General features: G+C 54.8%; 11 protein-coding genes. 1 reads left to right on the top strand and 10 read right to left on the bottom strand.

The window, feature by feature from the left end:
- Nucleotides 1-261 precede the first annotated feature (261 nt).
- The 4 genes from nifJ to FYJ35_RS12995 all read right to left on the bottom strand — a co-directional run bounded on the left by nifJ (nucleotide 262) and on the right by FYJ35_RS12995 (nucleotide 10,437).
- Entirely contained in the window at nucleotides 262-3,801 is a 3,540-nt protein-coding gene (gene nifJ, locus FYJ35_RS13010) for a pyruvate:ferredoxin (flavodoxin) oxidoreductase (RefSeq protein ID WP_154527240.1), read from the bottom strand.
- A 321-nt stretch (nucleotides 3,802-4,122) separates the two neighbouring features.
- The gene (locus FYJ35_RS13005) at nucleotides 4,123-5,757 is read right to left on the bottom strand and encodes an ABC-F family ATP-binding cassette domain-containing protein (protein WP_154527238.1); all 1,635 of its coding nucleotides are present in this window, start codon (nucleotides 5,755-5,757) and stop codon (nucleotides 4,123-4,125) included.
- A 139-nt stretch (nucleotides 5,758-5,896) separates the two neighbouring features.
- Complete coding sequence (carB, locus tag FYJ35_RS13000) at nucleotides 5,897-9,115, bottom strand: carbamoyl-phosphate synthase large subunit (RefSeq protein ID WP_154527236.1); 3,219 nt, start codon at nucleotides 9,113-9,115, stop codon at nucleotides 5,897-5,899.
- A gap of 2 nt (nucleotides 9,116-9,117) precedes the next feature.
- Complete coding sequence (locus FYJ35_RS12995) at nucleotides 9,118-10,437, bottom strand: carbamoyl phosphate synthase small subunit (protein WP_154527234.1); 1,320 nt, start codon at nucleotides 10,435-10,437, stop codon at nucleotides 9,118-9,120.
- A gap of 162 nt (nucleotides 10,438-10,599) precedes the next feature.
- On the opposite strand from FYJ35_RS12995, the gene FYJ35_RS12990 reads away from it, so the two are divergent.
- On the top strand, nucleotides 10,600-11,448 hold the full coding sequence (locus FYJ35_RS12990; protein ID WP_235906575.1) for a GNAT family N-acetyltransferase: 849 nt from the start codon (nucleotides 10,600-10,602) through the stop codon (nucleotides 11,446-11,448).
- A 101-nt stretch (nucleotides 11,449-11,549) separates the two neighbouring features.
- Here the strand turns inward: FYJ35_RS12990 and FYJ35_RS12985 are convergent, their stop codons facing one another.
- The 6 genes from FYJ35_RS12985 to dnaJ all read right to left on the bottom strand — a co-directional run bounded on the left by FYJ35_RS12985 (nucleotide 11,550) and on the right by dnaJ (nucleotide 19,662).
- Entirely contained in the window at nucleotides 11,550-12,431 is an 882-nt protein-coding gene (locus FYJ35_RS12985) for a class I SAM-dependent methyltransferase (RefSeq protein ID WP_154527232.1), read from the bottom strand.
- Nucleotides 12,428-13,096, bottom strand: a complete 669-nt coding sequence (locus FYJ35_RS12980) for an HAD family hydrolase (RefSeq protein ID WP_154527230.1) — start codon at nucleotides 13,094-13,096, stop codon at nucleotides 12,428-12,430. Before FYJ35_RS12980 ends, FYJ35_RS12985 begins: the two co-directional genes overlap by 4 nt.
- Before the next feature lie 25 nt (nucleotides 13,097-13,121).
- Nucleotides 13,122-16,016, bottom strand: coding sequence for a glycoside hydrolase family 3 protein (locus FYJ35_RS12975; protein WP_154527228.1), 2,895 nt, complete (start codon nucleotides 16,014-16,016; stop codon nucleotides 13,122-13,124).
- A gap of 85 nt (nucleotides 16,017-16,101) precedes the next feature.
- Entirely contained in the window at nucleotides 16,102-16,260 is a 159-nt protein-coding gene (locus FYJ35_RS12970; protein WP_154527226.1) for a rubredoxin, read from the bottom strand.
- Between the two features lie 124 nt (nucleotides 16,261-16,384).
- Nucleotides 16,385-18,256 carry a flavin reductase gene (locus FYJ35_RS12965; RefSeq protein WP_154527224.1) on the bottom strand — a complete coding sequence of 624 codons (1,872 nt, stop codon included), beginning with the start codon at nucleotides 18,254-18,256 and terminating at the stop codon, nucleotides 16,385-16,387.
- 206 nt (nucleotides 18,257-18,462) lie between these two features.
- Nucleotides 18,463-19,662, bottom strand: a complete 1,200-nt coding sequence (dnaJ, locus tag FYJ35_RS12960) for a molecular chaperone DnaJ (protein ID WP_154527222.1) — start codon at nucleotides 19,660-19,662, stop codon at nucleotides 18,463-18,465.
- Nucleotides 19,663-19,700 lie beyond the last annotated feature (38 nt).

Below are 19,700 nucleotides of genomic sequence, written 5' to 3'. Positions count from 1 at the left end.
CCCCCGACTAGTCTCTTCTCACATTCACCTTACATTTTTCTGATCGTCTTCTGTCATCCTTCCCGCTTTCTCATGTCTTCCCCAGGGGCACCGGACAATCGGGAAGGGCATCTTCCCTCTGCCCTTCCCGATTCGGCGGCTCCGCCTTCTTCTTGTGCTCCGCACTCGATGATGAGCGACTGCCTTCACATAAAAAGAGGCCACTGCCCTTTCGGGCAGCGGCCTCTCTCTTCAGCCAGACGGTTCGCCTGACTCAGAACATCACTCTTCTTCCGGGCTGTACAGCTTCACGAGTCTGTTCAGATAATCGTAACGCTCCTTTGCCTCACTCTCGGACTTATCCCAGAGCTTTGCAGCGCGTTCCGGATTCGATCTCTTCAGGGAGTTGTAACGAACCTCACCGTTCAGGAACTCCTTGTAATCATCTGTCGGAGCCTTGGAATCCAGCGTGAATGCCGGCTTTCCTTCCTTCTTCAGATCCGGGTTGTAGCGGAACAGATGCCAGTATCCGGACTTGACAGCCAGCTCTTCCTCAGTCTGAGCCTTCGCCATACCCTTCTTGATACCGTGGTTGATGCAAGGTGCGTAGCACAGAACGATGGACGGTCCGTGATATGCCTCAGCCTCTGCGAATGCCTTGACGCACTGATTGAAGTCAGCGCCCATCGCAACCTGTGCGACGTAGACATAGCCGTAGCTCATCATCATGGAAGCCAGATCCTTCTTCTTGGTCTCCTTGCCGGCTGCCGCAAACTGAGCGACTGCACCGGTCGGGGTAGCCTTGGAGGACTGTCCGCCTGTGTTGGAGTACACCTCAGTATCAAAGACGCAGATATTGATATCCTTGCCGGATGCCAGTACATGGTCAACACCGCCGAATCCGATATCATAGGACCAGCCATCGCCGCCGAAGATCCAGTTGGACTTCTTTGCCAGATAATCCTTGTCCTTCAGGATATCCTGAGCCTCAGCACTTCCGTCGGCCTCAAGAGCCTTCACAAGCTCATCGGTCGCCGCTCCGTTGGTCTTTCCATCCAGATAGGTATCAAGCCATGCCTGACCCTCGGCTGTAACCTTGCCCTCGGCCATCATTGCCTCAACCTTGCTCTTCAGGCTCTGTCTGAGTGCATCAGCTGCCAGGAACATACCGAAACCGAACTCAGCCGCATCCTCGAACAGGGAGTTCGACCAAGCCGGGCCATGTCCCTTCTTGTTGACCGTGTACGGTGTGGACGGTGAGGAGTTGCCCCAGATGGAGGAGCATCCGGTTGCGTTCGCGATGTACATTCTGTCGCCGAAGAGCTGTGTGACAAGCTTTGCATACGGTGTCTCGCCGCATCCGCCGCAGGCACCGGAGAATTCAAGCAGCGGCTGCTTGAACTGGGAACCCTTGACCGTGTTTTCCTTGAACTTGTCGACAACATCCTGCTTCGGATCCAGCTTGACGCAGTAATCGAACCCTTCCTGCTCGTCCGTATGCTCTGCGAACGGCATCATGGTCAGCGCCTTCTCGCCCTTCTTGCCCGGGCAGACATTCGCGCAGCTTCCGCAGCCTGTGCAGTCATACGCAGAGACAGCGATCGCATACTTGTAGTCCTTCATACCAAGCATCGGAAGCGTTTTCTGGCTCTCCGGAAGTGCTGCCGCCTCATCGGTATTCAGCGCGAACGGACGGATAACGGCATGCGGGCATACATACGAGCAGCGTGTACACTGGATGCAGTTGTCCGGATTCCAGACAGGCACCATAACCGCAACGCCGCGCTTCTCATATGCAGCCGTTCCGGACGGTGTCGTGCCGTCAACGTAATCCTTGAATGCGGAGACAGGCAGCTTGTTGCCCTCCTGGGAACTGACAGCCAGCTGGATGTTGTTGACGAAATCGACAACCTCCTTCTCACCCTCAGATACCTTGTGGAAATCAAGCCCCTCATCGGAAGCGTCAGCCCAGGGTGCCGGTACAGTGACCTCGTGAACCTGCTTAGCGCCCTCGTCGATGGCTGCCCAGTTCTTCTTGACGACATCATCGCCCTTGCGCCCATAGGTTGCCTTTGCAGCAGCCTTCATCAGCTCGATTGCCCTCTCCTCCGGGATGATGGCAGCCAGCTTGAAGAATGCGGACTGAAGGATGGTGTTGATACGGGTCGGTCCCATACCGACTTCGATGCCGATCTTGACACCATCGATCGTGTAGAACTTGATGTGATGCTTTGCGATATATGCCTTCACCTGTCCCGGAATATGCTGCTCCAGCTCCTCATCGGACCACGGGCAGTTCAGCAGGAAGGTTCCGCCGTCAACCAGCTCCTGAACCATGTTGAACTTGCGGATGTATGCCGGATTATGGCATGCAACAAAGTTTGCCTGGTGAATCAGGTAGGTGGACTTGATCGGCTTCTTGCCGAAACGGAGGTGGGACATCGTCACGCCGCCGGACTTCTTGGAATCATAATCAAAGTATGCCTGCGCATACATGTCGGTGTTGTCGCCGATGATCTTGATGGAGTTCTTGTTTGCACCGACCGTTCCGTCCGCGCCAAGGCCCCAGAACTTGCAGTTGATGGTTCCCTCCGGTGTCGTGACAATCGCCGGGCCTTCCTCGAGAGACAAGCCTGTGACATCATCGACGATGCCGATGGTGAACTTTTCCTTTGTAGTGTTCTTGTAAACAGCGATAATCTGTGCCGGTGTCGTATCCTTGCTTCCCAGTCCGTAACGGCCTGTGAAAATCGGAACATTCTGGAACTTTGATCCTCTCAGAGCTGCGACAACATCCAGATACAGCGGCTCGCCAAGAGAACCCGGCTCCTTCGTGCGGTCAAGCACGGAGATATACTTCACGCTGTCCGGAATGGCCTCGATCAGTGCCTCTGCGCTGAACGGTCTGTAAAGACGGACCTTCACAACACCGACCTTGCCGCCAGCCTGGTTCAGGTAGTCCACGGTCTCCTCGATCGTATCGTTAACGGAGCCCATGGCGATGATGATGTGCTCTGCATCCGGTGCGCCATAGTAATTGAACAGCTTGTAATCCGTTCCGAGCTTTGCATTGACCTTGTCCATGTACTTCTGGACAATGGCCGGCATCGCATCATAGTACGGGTTGATTGCCTCGCGGACCTGGAAGAAGATATCCGGGTTCTGTGCGGAGCCTCTCTCTACCGGGTGGTCCGGATTCAGACACTGGTCTCTCCATTCCTGAAGTGCCTTGAAGTTGAACATCTCCTTCAGGTCTTCGAAATCCCACTGCTCAATCTTCTGGATCTCGTGGGAGGTGCGGAAGCCGTCGAAGAAGTTGATGAACGGAAGACGTCCCTCGATGGCTGCAAGATGTGCAACCGGTGTCAGGTCCATAACCTCCTGCACAGAAGACTCACACAGCATGCAGGCGCCCGTCTGACGGCAGGCGTACACATCGGAATGGTCTCCGAAAATAGAAAGTGCATGGGAAGCAACTGCACGCGCGGATACGTCGAACACGCCCGGAAGCCTTTCACCCGCGATCTTGTAAAGGTTCGGGATCATCAGAAGCAGACCCTGGGAAGCAGTGTAGGTCGTCGTGAGGGCGCCTGCTGCAAGAGAGCCGTGGACAGCGCCGGAAGCGCCTGCCTCGGACTGCATCTCAGTGATCTTGACGGTCTGGCCAAAGATGTTCTTCATACCCTGTGTTGCCCACTCATCTGTATGCTCCGGCATAACAGACGACGGGGTAATCGGGTACATCGCTGCGACATCGGTAAATGCATAGGATGCATATGCGGCAGCCTGATTACCATCCATGGTCTTCATTTGTCTTGCCATTTTAGTTCCTCCTTCTTGAAGTTCGTTCTATAAGCGCGCAGGTTGGATATGCAGCCTTCTCTGCCGCCGTCCTCTGCCGGCCGCCACCAGAGTTTCCGGTGCACGGCGGAGCGGAATCCGGCAAAGAAAAATGCCTCCGCTGTATGCTCAGAATTTCGCACCTATCATAGCATACAGCGGAGGCATTGTCCATGAAGCACCGTGAAATTACACTATTTTATGTTCTTTTCACCGGACAATCTGTTCTATTTATACAAACTAATGTTTTAGTATTATATCATCAGTTGCATTATTCTAACATGTTGTATCGCAGGCTTTCTCTCAATCCTCATCATCCGTCTCACTGGTGTAGACCGTGCGCTTTCTCGCCATTTCATCGGACGCCAGGTACTCATCGTAGGTCGTGACCTTGTCGATCAGTTTGCCGTTCGGCAGGATTTCCATGATGCGGTTCGCCGTCGTCTCCACGATCTCATGGTCTCTCGATGAGAACAGCATCACGCCCGGAAACTTGATCATGCCGTCGTTGAGGGCTGTGATCGATTCCATGTCCAGATGGTTGGTCGGCTCGTCGAAGATCAGCACATTCGCAGCGGAAATCATCATCTTTGAGAACAGGCAGCGTACCTTCTCGCCGCCGGAAAGAACCTTCACATACTTGTCTCCATCCTCCCCTGCAAAGAGCATCCTTCCAAGAAAGCCTCTCACATAGGTCTGATCCTTGATCTCCGAATACTGGGTCAGCCACTGGGCAACGGTCAGATCGTTGTCAAACTCATCGGTGTAATCCTTCGGAAAATAAGCTCTCTTTGTCGTGACACCCCATTTGAACGAGCCCTCATCCGGCTCCTCAAGACCCATCAGAATCCGGAAGAACATCGTCTTGGCCTGCTCATTTCCGCCTACAAAAGCAACCTTGTCGTCATGGCGGAGCGTGAAGGTCAGATCGTCAAGCAGCTTCACGCCATTTACCGTCTTCGACAGATTCTCAACCTGCAGAATCTCATTCCCGATCTCCCGCTCCGGCCTGAAGTCGATGTACGGATACTTCCTCGAGCTTGGCCTGATATCGTCAAGCTGAATCTTCTCCAGTGCCCTCTTCCTCGAGGTGGCCTGCTTGGACTTGGACGCATTCGCAGAGAAACGTTGGATGAATTCCTGCAGCTCCTTGATCTGCTCTTCCTTCTTCTTGTTGGCCTCCTTCATCTGACGGATGCGCAGCTGGGAAGACTTGTACCAGAAGTCATAGTTGCCCGCATAGAGCTGAATCTTTCCATAGTCAATATCCGCAATATACGTGCAGACCTTGTTCAGAAAATACCGGTCGTGGCTGACCACGATGACCGTATTCTCAAAGTTGATCAGAAACTCCTCAAGCCAGCCGATCGCGTCCAGATCCAGATGGTTTGTCGGCTCATCCAGAAGCAGGATGTCCGGATTGCCGAACAGGGCTCTTGCCAGAAGGACCTTGACCTTCTGGGAGCCGGTCAGCTCCTTCATCAGTACCTGGTGAAGTTCTGTCGGAATTCCCAGCCCGTTCAGGAGGGACTCCGCGTCGGACTCCGCCTCCCAGCCGTTCATCTCGGCAAATTCCGCCTCGAGCTCAGATGCCCGCACGCCGTCTTCATCCGAAAAATCCGGCTTCGCGTAGAGGGCATCCTTCTCTTTGCCGATCTCATACAGCTGTCTGTTGCCCTGGATGACCGTGTCAAGCACAGCCTGATCATCATACTTAAAATGATCCTGCTCGAGGAAAGACAGTCTCTGTCCCGGTGTGATGGTGACACTTCCGGACGTCGTCTCCAGCTTTCCGGCCAGTATCTTCAGAAATGTGGACTTGCCTGCCCCATTCGCGCCAATGACGCCATAGCAGTTGCCTTCGGTGAATTTGATGTTGACATCTTCGAACAATGCTCTCTTTCCGAGACGCAGCGTGACATCATTTGCAGCTATCATGTATCTGAATCCTCCTGAAATCCTTGTCGCCCCACAGAAAAACCCGGGGTCCTTCCGGCATTCCTCCGGCAATTCTCGTCCCTGCCGTGAAAAAAGACCGCTTTTCCTATTGTACAGAAAAGCGGTCTTTTTGCAAGCGTTATCTCCTGTCGATGTCTGCGATGTCGACCAGACTGAGCTTTGTCACTGAATTGTCCTCGAGCGAGGTAATCAGCGCCCGGGCCGTATCGACAGCCGTTATGACATTGACCCCGGTCTCAATAGCCGCGCGACGGATCAGAAATCCGTCCTGCTGATGCTCGATGCCCCTGTTCGGGATATCGATGACCAGATCGATTCGATGACCGAGGATCAGATCCATCATGTTCGGGGAATCTTTCTCCAGTTTATTGACCTGACGGGCCGGGATCCCTTCCGCGCGGAGTGCCTTCCATGTTCCGTGTGTTGAATAGATCGTATACCCGATTTTTGAAAACCGTCTGGCAATGTCGATCATCTCCGGCTTCTCCTCGTCACAGACCGTGATGATCATGTTGCTGTACTTCGGCAGCCGGACACCGGCCCCGAGAAATGCCTTGTACAGCGCCTCATCGAACGTCTTCGCGATGCCAAGGCATTCACCGGTCGATTTCATCTCCGGGCCGAGTGTAACGTCCGCATCCCGTATCTTCTCAAAGGAGAAGACCGGCATCTTGACCGCGAAATAGTCGGCCTCCGGCTGAAGCCCGGGCGTGTAGCCCATGTCTCTGATCTTTTCGCCCAGAATGACCCTAGTCGCAAGCGGAACAATCGGAATTCCGGTCACCTTGCTGATGTAGGGTACCGTCCGCGAGGATCTCGGGTTCACCTCGATGATGTACACACCATCATCCCGGACGATGAACTGGACATTCATCATCCCGATGACATGCAGGTTCTGCGCCAGGCTCCTTGTGTAGGACTCAATAACCGTCTTGACTTCCTTTGACAGATCTTTTGCCGGATAGACCGAGATGGAGTCACCGGAATGGATGCCCGCCCGCTCGATGTGCTCCATGATTCCGGGGATCAGGATGTCCGTTCCGTCACAGACCGCATCGACCTCAATCTCACGCCCCATCATGTACTTGTCAACCAGAATCGGATGATCCTGCGCATAGCGGTTGATATTCCCGATATAGGAATCAATGTCCTCATCAGAAATTGCAATCCGCATCCCGGCGCCGCCCAGCACATAGGACGGGCGGACAAGGACCGGATATCCCAGACGGTCTGCCACAGCCTTGGCTTCGTCTGCCGTAAAGACGGTCTCCCCCTTCGGCCGGGTGATGCCGCACCGCTCCAGCACCTCGTCAAAGCGTTCCCTGTCCTCCGCAGCATCGACATCATCCGCATCCGTGCCGAGAATCCTGACACCCATCTTCATGAGCGCGCTCGTCAGCTTGATTGCCGTCTGTCCGCCGAACTGGACGACCGCACCGTCCGGCTTCTCCAGCCGGACAACGTTCTCAACATCCTCCGGCGTCAGCGGCTCAAAATAGAGCTTGTCTGCAATATCGAAGTCCGTCGATACTGTCTCCGGATTGTTGTTGATGATGATCGTCTCGAATCCGGCCTTCTGGAAAGCCCAGGTACAGTGGACGGAACAGAAATCAAACTCGATTCCCTGTCCGATCCGGATCGGCCCGGAGCCCAGCACCAGAACCTTCTTCTTATCATGTTTTCCGGCTGCCTCCGCAGCCTCATCCTCGCCTCCGTCATACACAGAGTAATAGTACGGAGTCTGCGCCTCGAACTCGGCCGCACAGGTGTCCACCATCCGGAATGAAGCATGGATACCGGCCTTTTCCCGAAGCTGATGAATCTCCTCCTGCGTCTTTCCGGTCAGGGATGCGATCACATTATCCGGAAATTCCATGCGCTTGGCTTCCCGCAGGAGCTCTTCCGTCAGCGGCTGCTCTTTCAGCGCCTTCTCCATCTCCGTCAGATGCGCGATCTTGTCCAGAAACCAGGGGTCAATCTTCGTCGCCTTGTAGATGCCTTCCCTGGTAAATCCACGCCGAAGTGCCTCCGCGATGACCCAGATCCGCTGGTCATCGACATCCTGAAGCTTTTTATGAAGCTGTTCGTCATCAAGTCTTGAGAAGTCATAGCTCATGAGGCTGTCGACATGCTGCTCAAGGGAGCGGATCGCCTTCATCAGCGCGCCCTCGAAGTTGGTGCAGATGCTCATCACTTCACCGGTCGCCTTCATCTGTGTGGACAGGCTCCGCCTTGCCGTGATGAATTTGTCAAACGGAAGCCTCGGCATCTTCACAACGCAGTAGTCCAGCATCGGTTCAAAGCTGGCATAGGTTTTTCCGGTAATCGCATTCCGAATCTCGTCAAGCGTGTACCCGAGAGCGATCTTGGCGGCAACCTTCGCGATCGGATATCCTGTCGCCTTAGATGCAAGCGCCGATGATCTTGACACACGCGGGTTGACCTCGATGACACAGTACTCAAAGGAATCCGGCTTCAGGGCATACTGTACGTTGCAGCCGCCGGTAATTCCCAGCTCTGTGATAATATTGAGCGCAGATGTGCGGAGCATCTGGTATTCCTTGTCACCCAGCGTCTGGCTCGGTGCTACAACGATGGAATCCCCTGTGTGGACACCAACCGGGTCAATATTCTCCATGTTGCAGACGGTAATGACATTGCCGGCGCAATCCCGCATGACCTCATATTCAATTTCCTTCCAGCCGGCGATGCTTCTCTCGACCAGCACCTCTCCCACTCGCGAAAGGCGGAGACCGTTCTCCAGAATCTCGTCAAGCTCTTCTTGGTTGTTTGCGATGCCGCCGCCGGAACCGCCGAGGGTGTAAGCCGGCCGCAGCACAACCGGATATCCGATCCGGCGCGCAAACTTCTCTCCGTCCTCGATATTGCGGACGACCTGCGAAGGCGCCACGGGCTCCCCGATCTTCTCCATGGCCTCCTTGAATTCGAGACGGTCCTCGGCTCTCCTGATTGTCCGGGAAGTTGTTCCGATCAGACGGACATCCAGGTTCTTCAGGATTCCCTTCTCCTCCAGCTCCATCGCCAGGTTCAGCCCGGCCTGTCCCCCGAGCGTCGGCAGAATGCTGTCCGGCTTCTCCTTCCGGATAATCGCCTCCACCACCTCCGTCGTCAGCGGTTCGATGTAGACATGGTCCGCAATATCCTTGTCGGTCATGATGGTTGCCGGGTTGCTGTTAAGCAGGACAACCTCGATGCCCTCCTCCTTCAGACTTCTGCATGCCTGCGTTCCTGCATAGTCAAACTCGGCCGCCTGTCCGATGATAATCGGGCCGGAACCAATGACGAGCACTTTCCTGATGCTGTTATCCTTCGGCATGTTCAGTCTCCCTCCTTCTCACTCTTCACACGCTCCATCATCCTCACAAAACGGTCAAACAAGTAGCCGGAATCCTGCGGTCCCGGGCAGGCCTCCGGATGGAACTGTACCGTAAAGATGTTTTTTCCAAGGTAAGTCATCCCCTCGTTCGTCCCATCATTCACGTTCCGGAAGGCAGGACGCGCGACGTCTGCGCCCAGGCTTTTCTCATCTACCGCATAACCATGGTTCTGCGAGGAAATGTATACCCGCCCTGTCTTCAGGTCCTTGACCGGATGATTGCCGCCTCTGTGTCCGTATTTCAGCTTGTAGGTATCCCCTCCTGCTGCCAGAGCCATCAGCTGATGGCCAAGACAGATCGCAAAGACCGGCACATCACTCTCATACAGTCTGCGTACCTGGCGGATGATCTCTCCGCAGTCCTTCGGATCGCCTGGGCCGTTGGACAGCATGATACCGTCCGGCTGATCTGCCAGAATCTCATCTGCGGTTGTCCATGCCGGGTAAACCGTGACACGGCACCCCCGGTGAACAAGACTCCTTCCAATGTTGCGCTTCATGCCAAAGTCCATCACCGCGACACGAAGATGCTGGCGGGCAGCCTTCTCGGAAAGCCGTACATAAGCCTGCTCGCGTTCGTCCGCTGCCTTCTGGGCAATCGGCGTTCCCGCAAGTGCCGGATCATCCGCAGAAATGATTCCTTCCGCTATGCCTGCCGGATTCTTCTCTGTCCGCCGTCCGTTCCCTGCCTCCTCTTCCAGCTCCACTCTGGAGCCAACCAGGTTCGGCCACGGCACATTCATCCCGCCATCTGTAAACTCATACTTCTCCCGGCAGCTGACGCGCGAGACGACATCCCCTGTCCGGTATGCCTTGATCCGGGGCAGCAGCGCACGGATCTCTTCCGGCGCGTAATCCCTGGTCGTGATCATACCGTTCATGGTACCGCGGTTTCGAAGCGTCTTTGTCAGCGCTCTGGTATCAATGCCAGAAATCCCGGGAATATCATATCTTGTAAGAAAATTCTGGATGGTGTCTTCCGAGCGGAAGTTAGAAGGAATCCGGGAGAATTCCCGGACGATGAAAGCGGACAGCCAGGGTCTTGAAGACTCCATATCCTCAAAGCTGACGCCGTAGTTTCCAATGAGAGGATAGGTCATGACGACAGCCTGGCCTGCATAGGAGGGATCTGTCAGGACCTCCAGGTATCCCGTCATCGACGTATTGAACACGATCTCCGAGATCACCTCTCTCCTCGAACCGACGCTTTCTCCCTTCAGTAGAGTTCCGTCCTCCAGTATCAGATACGCTGCACTGCCCATGAGATGCCTCTCTTTCTTTAGCTATTCAAAATCTAAAGAATGCTACCATACACGCGGCAGCTTTGCAAGCTGACAATCTTTAAGGGCACTGGATTATTTCACAGGGAACTCGTACAATAGAGATTAATTTTGAGAATAAATGACAGGGGGAACAGACGGAATATGGAACCGATGAGCCGGTCTGAGCGGGATAAAAGAGAGATGGATATTCAATATCTGGAGGAGGTCTCGCTGAATGCCTGGCCATCCTACATGATCGAGCTGTATGACGGCTGGCTGATCCGTTTTTCGTACAACTACTCCTACCGGACAAACTCCGTGGAGCAGGTCGGCATTTCGACCATTCCCGTTGAGGAGAAAATCGCCTACTGCGAGGCTGTCTACGACCACTTCAACAGCCCCTGCTCCTTCAAGATCCAGCCTCTCCTGGATCCCTCATTTGATCATCGTCTCTCCCAGCGCGGCTATGATGTCCGGCACATTACAGAGGTGATGACAGCGGATCTCAACGACGTCAGCCTGCTGAAGGAAGAACAGCGGGAATACATCTTTGAAAACCGTCTGAACCTGCCGACCCTCGTTCACTACGCAGGCGGGATGACCGTCGAGCTGAACGCTGTCGTCACAGACGAGTGGATCCGCGGACTCTTCCATCTGAACGGGACCTCTGAACCGAACCTGCGCCGGATTGTCCCTTCCATGTATGCGGCCATTCCGAAAGAAACGATCGCGGCCAGCATAGAAATCGACGGCCGGATCGTGGCAACCGGTCTCGGGATCCGGGACCGCGACTATATCGGAATCTACGCCATCTATGTATCCCCCAGCTGCTGGAGACGCGGATACGCCCGCGCAATCTGCTCCACAATCCTGAAGGAAGCACGTCTTCAGGGCGCCCGCTATGCCTACCTGCAGGTCGTAAAGGGAAATACCGCTGCCAAAAAGCTCTACCGGTCGCTCGGATTTCAGGACTTTTATACCTACTGGTTCAGAAGCAAGGTGCTCTCCTGAGTCAGCGCCATCCCGGCAGCAGCCTCGATATCATTCACTTTCGGATACGGTCAATGCCTCATCCGACTTGAGGTATCCCCTTCGATTCAGGTACAGTCCTGTTACAGTTCCCAGCGCCCGGCTGCTCCGCAGGGCAGAATCAGGCCGCTGTCTCTGACCGGAAGTCCGATCTCCTCCGCTGAAACAGTCCCCCCGAAGATGGGAACGAGCGTCACGCTCAAAAGATACGTCAGCACTGCCGGGGACAGGCCCGTCGTATAGGAATTCAGCAGGAAGAACAGCGGCCTTTTCGAGAGAAGCTGTGTTGTCAGCTTTAAAAGCTCGTGGATGCAGTCCTCCATCTTCCAGATCTCACCTTTTGGGCCTCTCCCGTAAGAGGGAGGATCCATGATGATTGCATCATAATGGTTGCCGCGGCGGATCTCGCGCTCTACAAACTTTCTGCAGTCATCCACCAGCCAGCGGACAGACGAGTGGCCGATTCCGGACGCTTCGGCATTCTCCTTTGCCCAGCCGACCATACCTTTTGAAGCGTCCACATGCGTCACGACTGCCCCTGCCTGAGCCGCCGCAACAGTTGCCCCACCGGTGTAGGCAAACAGGTTCAGGACCTTCACTTCCACTCCCTGACGGATCCGATTGCGGATTTTCTCTGAAAACCAGTCCCAGTTTGCCGCCTGCTCCGGAAAGAGTCCGGTATGCTTGAACGAAAAGGGCTTCAGATGAAACGTCAGATCCAGTCCGCCGCCCTGGTAGCCGATCGTCCACTGCTGCGGCAAATCAAAGAATTCCCATTCCCCGCCGCCCCTGCTGGACCTGTGATAGTGAGCATTACACCGTCTCCATCCCGGATCCTTTTTGTCCGTCTGCCAGACCACCTGCGGATCCGGTCTGATGAGGAGATAGGATCCCCAGCGCTCCAGCTTCTCCCCGCAGGAGGTATCGAGGATCTCATAATCTGTCCAGTTTGATGCCGTTATCATCTTCTGTTCCCTGCTTTCTCCCACAATGCTGTTACCGCCCCCGGAAGCTGCGAAAAGGCTTCGATCGAAGGAACCTTCTCCTTCTCCGCGTCGACCTGTCCGAATCCATAGGCTGCATAGATGAACGGAATTCCCGCCCTTCTTGCAGCATCCAGATCACCGGCTGTATCGCCCACATAAAGCGCGCGCTGAAGTTCATTTCTCTCCATACACAGTCGGATGCTGAAGTCCTTCGGCTTTCCGGTATCGCCAAAGCACACGTGGTCCTCAATCAGACTGACTGTCCCCGACGTATGCAGAAAATCCTCGATATACCCCTTCTGGCAGTTGCTGACAATGTACAGGTGAAACCCTGCTTTCTTTAAACGCATCAGCGTCTGCTCAACAGACGGATAGACCCTGCCGCCATGTTCCCACATATAGGTCACTTCCGCATCCATCATGCCCTCAAGCGCCTGATGCCGCCTTTTCTCCGGGAGCGGTGCAAGAAGGCGGTCCCCGATCTGAGTCATCGTCAGCCCAAGAACTCCCTCTATATCCGCGTCCGTGTAACATCCCGGCATCTCGGGGATCTGTTCCTCTCTGTACAGATTCCAGGAATCTCTGATTGCCCCCACGGCATTCCAAAGAGTTCCATCTACATCAAGAATGATTCCTTCTTTCAAAATATCCTCCCTGCTGCCTTTTTTCTCAGGTTCCGATGCTTTGAACCCGGAGACTCTTCAGTACAAGTCCGCTCTGACCAAAATGAAGCCTCATGACGCTGTTTCTGGTTGTGGAAAAGAATGTCGTTTCCTTTACAGCCTCACTTCCTTCTCCGCCTCCGAACATCCACTCTGCAACCGGAATGGTCGTGAAGAACAGGCTCACCGGGATCTGGGCAAGCACGCCGGACACAGACTCTGCCTTCAGCTCAATCCGGTAGTGGGTGTTTGGCGTGACCTGCAGACCGAACAGATAGTCTTCTCCGCGCTGTGGATGGACCGAAGACAGATCAAGTTCAAGTCCTTCCTGCGGAACCGGTTGGAACGTCACACTCTCAACCGCAGACAGATCCTCCCCCTCCGGAACGTTTTCCACTGTGACTTCAGTCGGATGTCCCAAAAGGCGTTTCATCGCCTCTGTCTTCATCGCGAACCGGCATATATTCATAGCGCTGCGCTGAAGTTCCGCCCGGGTCAGTCTTCCTCCCTGCAGCGCTGAAAGCGTGGTTGGCTCACCGGCTTCTCCGTCCTCAGACGGTGCAGTCTTCTCCCCATCCGGGACAACCATGTACAGATCATTCTGGGCACGGACCATCGGACTGAAGTCATACGTCTTTCCCTCGATGCTCCGCTTCAGCCGCCGTACGTCTTCTCCCTCTGCTTCTCCTGTTCCGGGTTCCGACGCCTCAGAAGGTGCCAGTTCTGACGGATCTTCGCTCATCGCTGCCCACCAGTCCGTCATGACGATCCCGTCAAATCCCCACTCATTGCGCAGAATGGTCGTGGTCAGATCATAGAGGGAGGCTGTGTGAATGCCGTTTACCTTCCCGTAGGTCGTCATCAGCGCATCTGCTCCGCCTTCCCTGACCGCAATCTCAAAAGGCCTCAGGTATATTTCCCGGAGCGCTCTTCCGGATACGACACTGTCAAGCTCATGCCGCCTGGTCTCGCGGTTGTTAGCGCAGAAATGCTTCAGAACACCGGTCACCCCGCTCTGATGCAGCCCGCGCAGCTGGGCAGCCGCCATCTCTCCAGCCAGATACGGATCCTCTGAAAAATATTCAAAGTTTCTTCCGTTCAGCGGATTTCGATGAATATTGACTCCTGGCCCCAGAATACAATCCACCCGGTTTTTGACCATTTCCAGACCCAGGAAGGAGAACAGCTGTTCATTCAGTTCCCGGTCGAATGTGCAGGCCAGCATCGTTCCATTCGGAAGAGAGAACGCATGATCCCCACAGTCAAAGCGCATCCCGCTCGGGCCATCATCGCAGCACACAGCGGGAATCCCGAAATCACGAAGGCGCTTTGTGACCCCGCCGAAGGCTGCCGCCGTTCCCGGCGTCACAAGGGGACTCCCCATTCCTTCCCCGCGGATGATGGCACACAAGTCCTCATCCGAGAGCTGTGCAACGAAGTCTTCAAGCCTGCAGGAGCCTTTCTCTACATCCGACAGCTTCAGCCCCCGGTCTCCCGTCTGGGCAGCCTCTCCCGGAAGATTTTCGTAGATCCGCTTCTCCACATCGATGGTTCGAAGCGGCGTCTCCTCATACACGAGGTGGACTTCCCCGTTCTCTTCGCTCATCGCCATACGGTCAAACCTGCAGGCAGGCGCCAGCGCTTCCTCCTCCTGAAGAACCATCCAGTCTTCTGACAGCGTAAAGGCGCCATCCTCGGAATCCAGGATCACCGCATCCCGGACATTCTCGCCCACATACAGATCGTAACGCCCTTCCTCCAGCACCCAGGCTGAGATCTCGGCAGTTTTTCCGCTTTCATCAAAGGAGGCGAAGCTTCTGACCGGGATCTGGATCTGAAGCGTCTGGCTCTCCCCCGGCATCAGCAGCCGTGTCTTTTCAAACCCGACCAGCACTCTTGCCGGTTTTCCAAGCACTCCCTGGGGTGCCTGCGCATACACCTGCACGACTTCCCGCCCCGCGGCATGGCCTGTATTCGTCACCTCTGCTTCCAGATCGACAGACAGTCTTGCGAGCGGCTCACTCTGCTTCTTCCGGGCGCTGATCCTGAACGTTGTATAGGAAAGCCCGTATCCGAACGGATACAGCACCTTGTCCCTTGCGACCGTTTCAAAAAAGCGATATCCCACGTAGATATCTTCCTGATAGACATCTCTCACACCTGTCCCGAAATTGCCGGAGGACGGATAGTCCTCAATCCGTTCCGCAATCGTATCGGTCAGGTGACCGGAAGGATTGACGCGGCCAGTCAGAACATCCACGACGCCAAGGCCGCCGACCATGCCGCCCTGCCAGACATAAAGAACCGCATCCGGCTTGATTTCATCCGCAAACCGCATATCGATAACATTTCCGGTATTCAGCAGAACGACCATCCTTGAAAATGCTCCACGGACCGTTCTCAGCATGTCCAGCTCCGTCTCTGTGAGCAGAAATGAACCGGGCTCTGCCTTGTTGTCTCTGTCCTCCCCCGCTGTTCTTCCAATCACGACGATCGCCGTGCGGCTGTCCCTGCCAGCCTGTTTTGCAGTCTCCTTGTCAAGCGGCATCTCTGCCTGAGACCACGGGTCCTTTCCCCATCCTTCCCCTGCCGCAAATGGATGTTCATCCACGTATCGGTCATACAGATGCAGAACAGAACGATTCAGCCTGATCGAAGGCTCATCCTCAAGTGCCTCACGAATGGATACCACATGGGAGACATTCACCATTCCGCCTGAGCCTGTCCCGCTCTTGTAATAGCACAGCTGGCTGGCACCGAACAGCGCCACCGTCTCCCCTTCCGGAAGCGGAAGGACTGCCTTTTCATTGCGAAGCAGAACGATGCCGTCTGCCGCAGCCTGCCGCGCACACTTTGTATAACGTTCCCAGTCTAGCGTCTGCAATCGGGTGGGTATATCCATATTTTTCTGTTTCTCCTCCAATTCCAAGAAAGGCCGCCGGAAATGAATTCCGGCGGTCCTTCATCTCTTGCATCTTGTGCGCCGCTCAGTCAGCGTCGCTGAACTCATCCTTGCCTGCGCCGCAGATCGGGCAGACAAAATCATCCGGGATGTCCTCCCACTTTGTTCCAGGAGCGATTCCGCCCTCCGGATATCCTTCTGCCTCGTCATACTCCCAGCCGCAGACATCGCAAACCTTTTTCATGTTGTGATCCTCCTGTTCCATCTTTGGTTTCCAGATCATGAATGACGCTGGATCATGTTTGTTTCCAGATAATGGTATAGTTGCCTAAAGTGCAACATTTGTCAAGTAAAACAATTCCGGAGCGTCACTGCAGTTTTTCAAAATCGCTCGCCGGATGCTTGCAGATCGGGCAGATAAAATCTGGCGGAAGGACCTCCCCCTCATAGACATATCCGCAGATTCTGCAGACCCAGCCCACCTTCTTCTCTTCTACCGGCTGTGGCTTCGGCTTGATGTGAGCAAAGTAATACTCATACGTCACAGACGGGACATCCGACAGAACCCTGCACTCCGTGACCTCCGCGATGAAGACGGTATGCGTCTCAAATTCGACTTCCTGAACAACCTTCGCGGAAATCAGCGCATTCGTTCCCCTTGTCACATAAGTCAGTCCATTCGCCGAACGGCTGTAATCCGCAAAGTCAGCAAACTTATCCGCGGACTTCCCGCTCTGGAATCCGAATTGTTTGAACAGATCGAAGGTTGCATCCTGTGCCAGAATCGAGACATTGAACACCCCGGTCTTCTTGATCATGTCATGCGTGTGGCCGTTCCGGTTGACCGCCACCTGGATCCGGTTCGGCTTCTCTGTAACCTGGATTACCGTATTGACGATGCAGCCGTTATCCTTCTCCCCATCCTTCGCTGTCAGGACAAAAAGACCGTAGCTGAGCTTGAACATCGCCTTGAGATCCAGCACCGGCGCGCCGGTGTCTGTATCTCCACCCTTTCCGTCTGTTTTCGTGACATCTGTCTTCTTCGGGACGGTTGCGTCGATGGCATCTGCGATCACATCCAGCTGCGACAGCTGATCTTCCTTCAGGGAGGACTTGATCGTCAGCGTCTCGTTGAGCACGTTGAGATTCTTGCACTTTTCAAGAAGTTCCCGCATCAGCTTGCCACTGGTCGGTGCCCAGGAACCATTCTCGATGACAGCAACCGTGCGGTTCTGAATGTTATGCTCAACAAGATCATAAAGAAAGGCTTCCATCTGAACAAAGATGCCCGCATTATACGTTGTCGAAGCCAGCACAAGGTGGCTGTACTTGAAGACGGCAGAAATAATCTCCGACGGCGGCGTCACGGAGGTGTCAAACATCACCGTCTTGATCCCCTTCTCACGCAGGCGGATTGCCAGGCACTCTGCAGCATTCTCGGTGTGATGATAGACGGAGGCATAGGCGATGACGACACCTGTCTCCTCCGGCTTGTAGGCTGCCCAGTGCTGATACTTGTCAATATAGTCTCCGATGTTCTTCCGCCATACGAAGCCGTGCAGCGGACACAGGTACTTGATGTCAAGACCAGACGCCTTCTTCAGCGCGGCCGTCACCTGTGTTCCGTATTTCCCGACAATGTTGCTGTAGTATCTTCTGGCTTCATCCAGATAATCCCGCATGAAGTCCACTTCATCCGCAAACAGAGCGCCGTTCAGCGCGCCGAAGGTTCCGAATGCATCCGCTGAGAACAGTGCCCCGCTCGTCTTGTCGTAGGTCATCATGACCTCCGGCCAGTGAACCATCGGAGCATTGACAAACGTAAGCTCATGCCTGCCGGCGGAGAAGACATCCCCCTCCTTTACAAGCTGAACTCTGCTCTCTACATCAAACGTGAAAAACTGCTTCATCAGCGTCTTCGTCTTGCTGTTGCAGAGGATCCGGACATCCGGGTATCTTCTGATCAGCTCTTCAAGCGTTGCAGAGTGATCCGGTTCCATATGGTGGACAATCACATAATCAAGATGCCTTCCGTCCAGCACCTTCTCCACATTCTCAAAGAACACGGTTCCGACAGCGGCATCAACCGTGTCACACAGAACCGTCTTCTCATCCAGGAGCAGATAAGAATTATAAGAAACGCCATCCGGAACAGAGTACACTCCCTCGAACATTGCCAGGCGCCTGTCGTTCGCTCCTACCCAGTACAGGTCGTCCATCACTTTTCTGTAACAGTACATGTTCTTTTCCTTTCCAGCTATCAGCCTGATGATGTGCCTCGCAGGCACCTCATCCCATCGTTCCCGCAGTTGCCGTCATTATAGCATGAACAGACGGGTGCCGCACCCGTTTTTGTGAAATATTCCTGTTTTTGCTCTGTTGTTTCCGGGCAAAAAAACAGACCCGCTCCGCCACAGGGAGGGGTCTGTCTCTGCTTCCGGATGGCTCAGCCATCCAGCGCATCCTTCATCCGATCAACAAAGCTTTTTTTCTTTTTCTTCTTCCCGGTCTCAGGCGAAGCTCCCTTCGCCGTATACTCTCCGGCGGAAAGGCTTCTGTCCGATGCTGCATCAAACTGCTCCAGCAGCTCCTTTGCCTCACTGCTGAGCTTCACCGGTGTACGGACAATCAGCGTCACATACTGGTCCCCACGGCCGGCTCTCCCGCGCACATCCGGGACCCCCTTCCCTTTCAGGCGGACCCTCGTGCCGGACTGCGTTCCCGGCTTGACACTGTATGAAATATCTCCGTCCACCGTACGGATCACAATATCCGCCCCCAGCGCCGCCTGCGCGAACGTGATATCCTTATTCGAGAACAGATCGAGATCCTGGCGTACAAACTGCGGATCACGCGCAACGGATACCTCCACCAGAAGGTCTCCTCTCGGTCCGCCGTTGACACCCGGCTCCCCCTTCTCCCGGATACGGATTGCCTGCCCGTCGTCAATTCCCGCCGGTATCCGAACCTCGATGGTTTTTTTGTTCATGACATAGCCGGTTCCGTGGCAGTTCGGGCACTTATCCTCGATCACCTTGCCGGTTCCGCGGCAGTCCGGACAGGGCTGAACATTCTGCATCATCCCGAACATGGTCTGCTGCGTATACACAACCTGCCCTCTGCCCTTGCACTTCGGGCAGATCTTCGGAGCTGTCCCGGGCTTTGCACCCGTCCCGTGACAATTCGGGCACTCATCCTTGATCATCACATCAATCGTCTTGGAACAGCCTTCGATGGACTCCATGAACGTGATGCTGACGTGCGTCCGGACATTTGCGCCCTGCATCGGGCGGTTCGGATTTGCACTCCGTCTTCCGCCCCCGAACAAATCGCCGAAGATTCCTCCAAGCCCCAGGTCACTGAAGATATCCTGGAAATCAGCAGAGTTAAAATCAAACCCACCTCCGCCGGCGGAGCCGTCGAATGCTGACATGCCGAACTGGTCATACTGTCTTCTCTTCTCTTCATTGCCGAGAACTGCATACGCCTCCGAGGCTTCCTTGAACTTGTCCGCTGCTTCGGCATTGCCGGGATTCATATCCGGATGATATTTCTTCGCCAGCTGACGGTATGCCTTCTTGATCTCCTCTTCACTGGCACTCCTGCTGACGCCCAGCACTTCGTAGTAATCTCTCTTCTCTGCCATATATTCTCCCGATTGATCCGGCTGCCTGCAGAACACTC

Origin of the sequence: Porcincola intestinalis (assembly GCF_009696445.1) — a bacterium.
Lineage (GTDB): Bacteria > Bacillota > Clostridia > Lachnospirales > Lachnospiraceae > Porcincola > Porcincola intestinalis.
The sequence above is the reverse complement of the archived record's forward strand: the minus strand, read 5'-3'. Positions and strand labels throughout refer to the sequence as shown.

Excerpts from the sequence above, each read along its gene's own strand:
- nifJ (WP_154527240.1), bottom strand. The coding sequence starts at position 3,801 with ATGGCAAGACAAATGAAGACCATGGATGGTAATCAGGCTGCCGCATAT.
- FYJ35_RS13005 (WP_154527238.1), bottom strand. The coding sequence starts at position 5,757 with ATGATAGCTGCAAATGATGTCACGCTGCGTCTCGGAAAGAGAGCATTG.
- carB (WP_154527236.1), bottom strand. The coding sequence starts at position 9,115 with ATGCCGAAGGATAACAGCATCAGGAAAGTGCTCGTCATTGGTTCCGGC.
- FYJ35_RS12995 (WP_154527234.1), bottom strand. The coding sequence starts at position 10,437 with ATGGGCAGTGCAGCGTATCTGATACTGGAGGACGGAACTCTACTGAAG.
- FYJ35_RS12990 (WP_235906575.1), top strand. The coding sequence starts at position 10,600 with ATGGAACCGATGAGCCGGTCTGAGCGGGATAAAAGAGAGATGGATATT.
- FYJ35_RS12985 (WP_154527232.1), bottom strand. The coding sequence starts at position 12,431 with ATGATAACGGCATCAAACTGGACAGATTATGAGATCCTCGATACCTCC.
- FYJ35_RS12975 (WP_154527228.1), bottom strand. The coding sequence starts at position 16,016 with ATGGATATACCCACCCGATTGCAGACGCTAGACTGGGAACGTTATACA.
- FYJ35_RS12970 (WP_154527226.1), bottom strand. The coding sequence starts at position 16,260 with ATGAAAAAGGTTTGCGATGTCTGCGGCTGGGAGTATGACGAGGCAGAA.
- FYJ35_RS12965 (WP_154527224.1), bottom strand. The coding sequence starts at position 18,256 with ATGTACTGTTACAGAAAAGTGATGGACGACCTGTACTGGGTAGGAGCG.
- dnaJ (WP_154527222.1), bottom strand. The coding sequence starts at position 19,662 with ATGGCAGAGAAGAGAGATTACTACGAAGTGCTGGGCGTCAGCAGGAGT.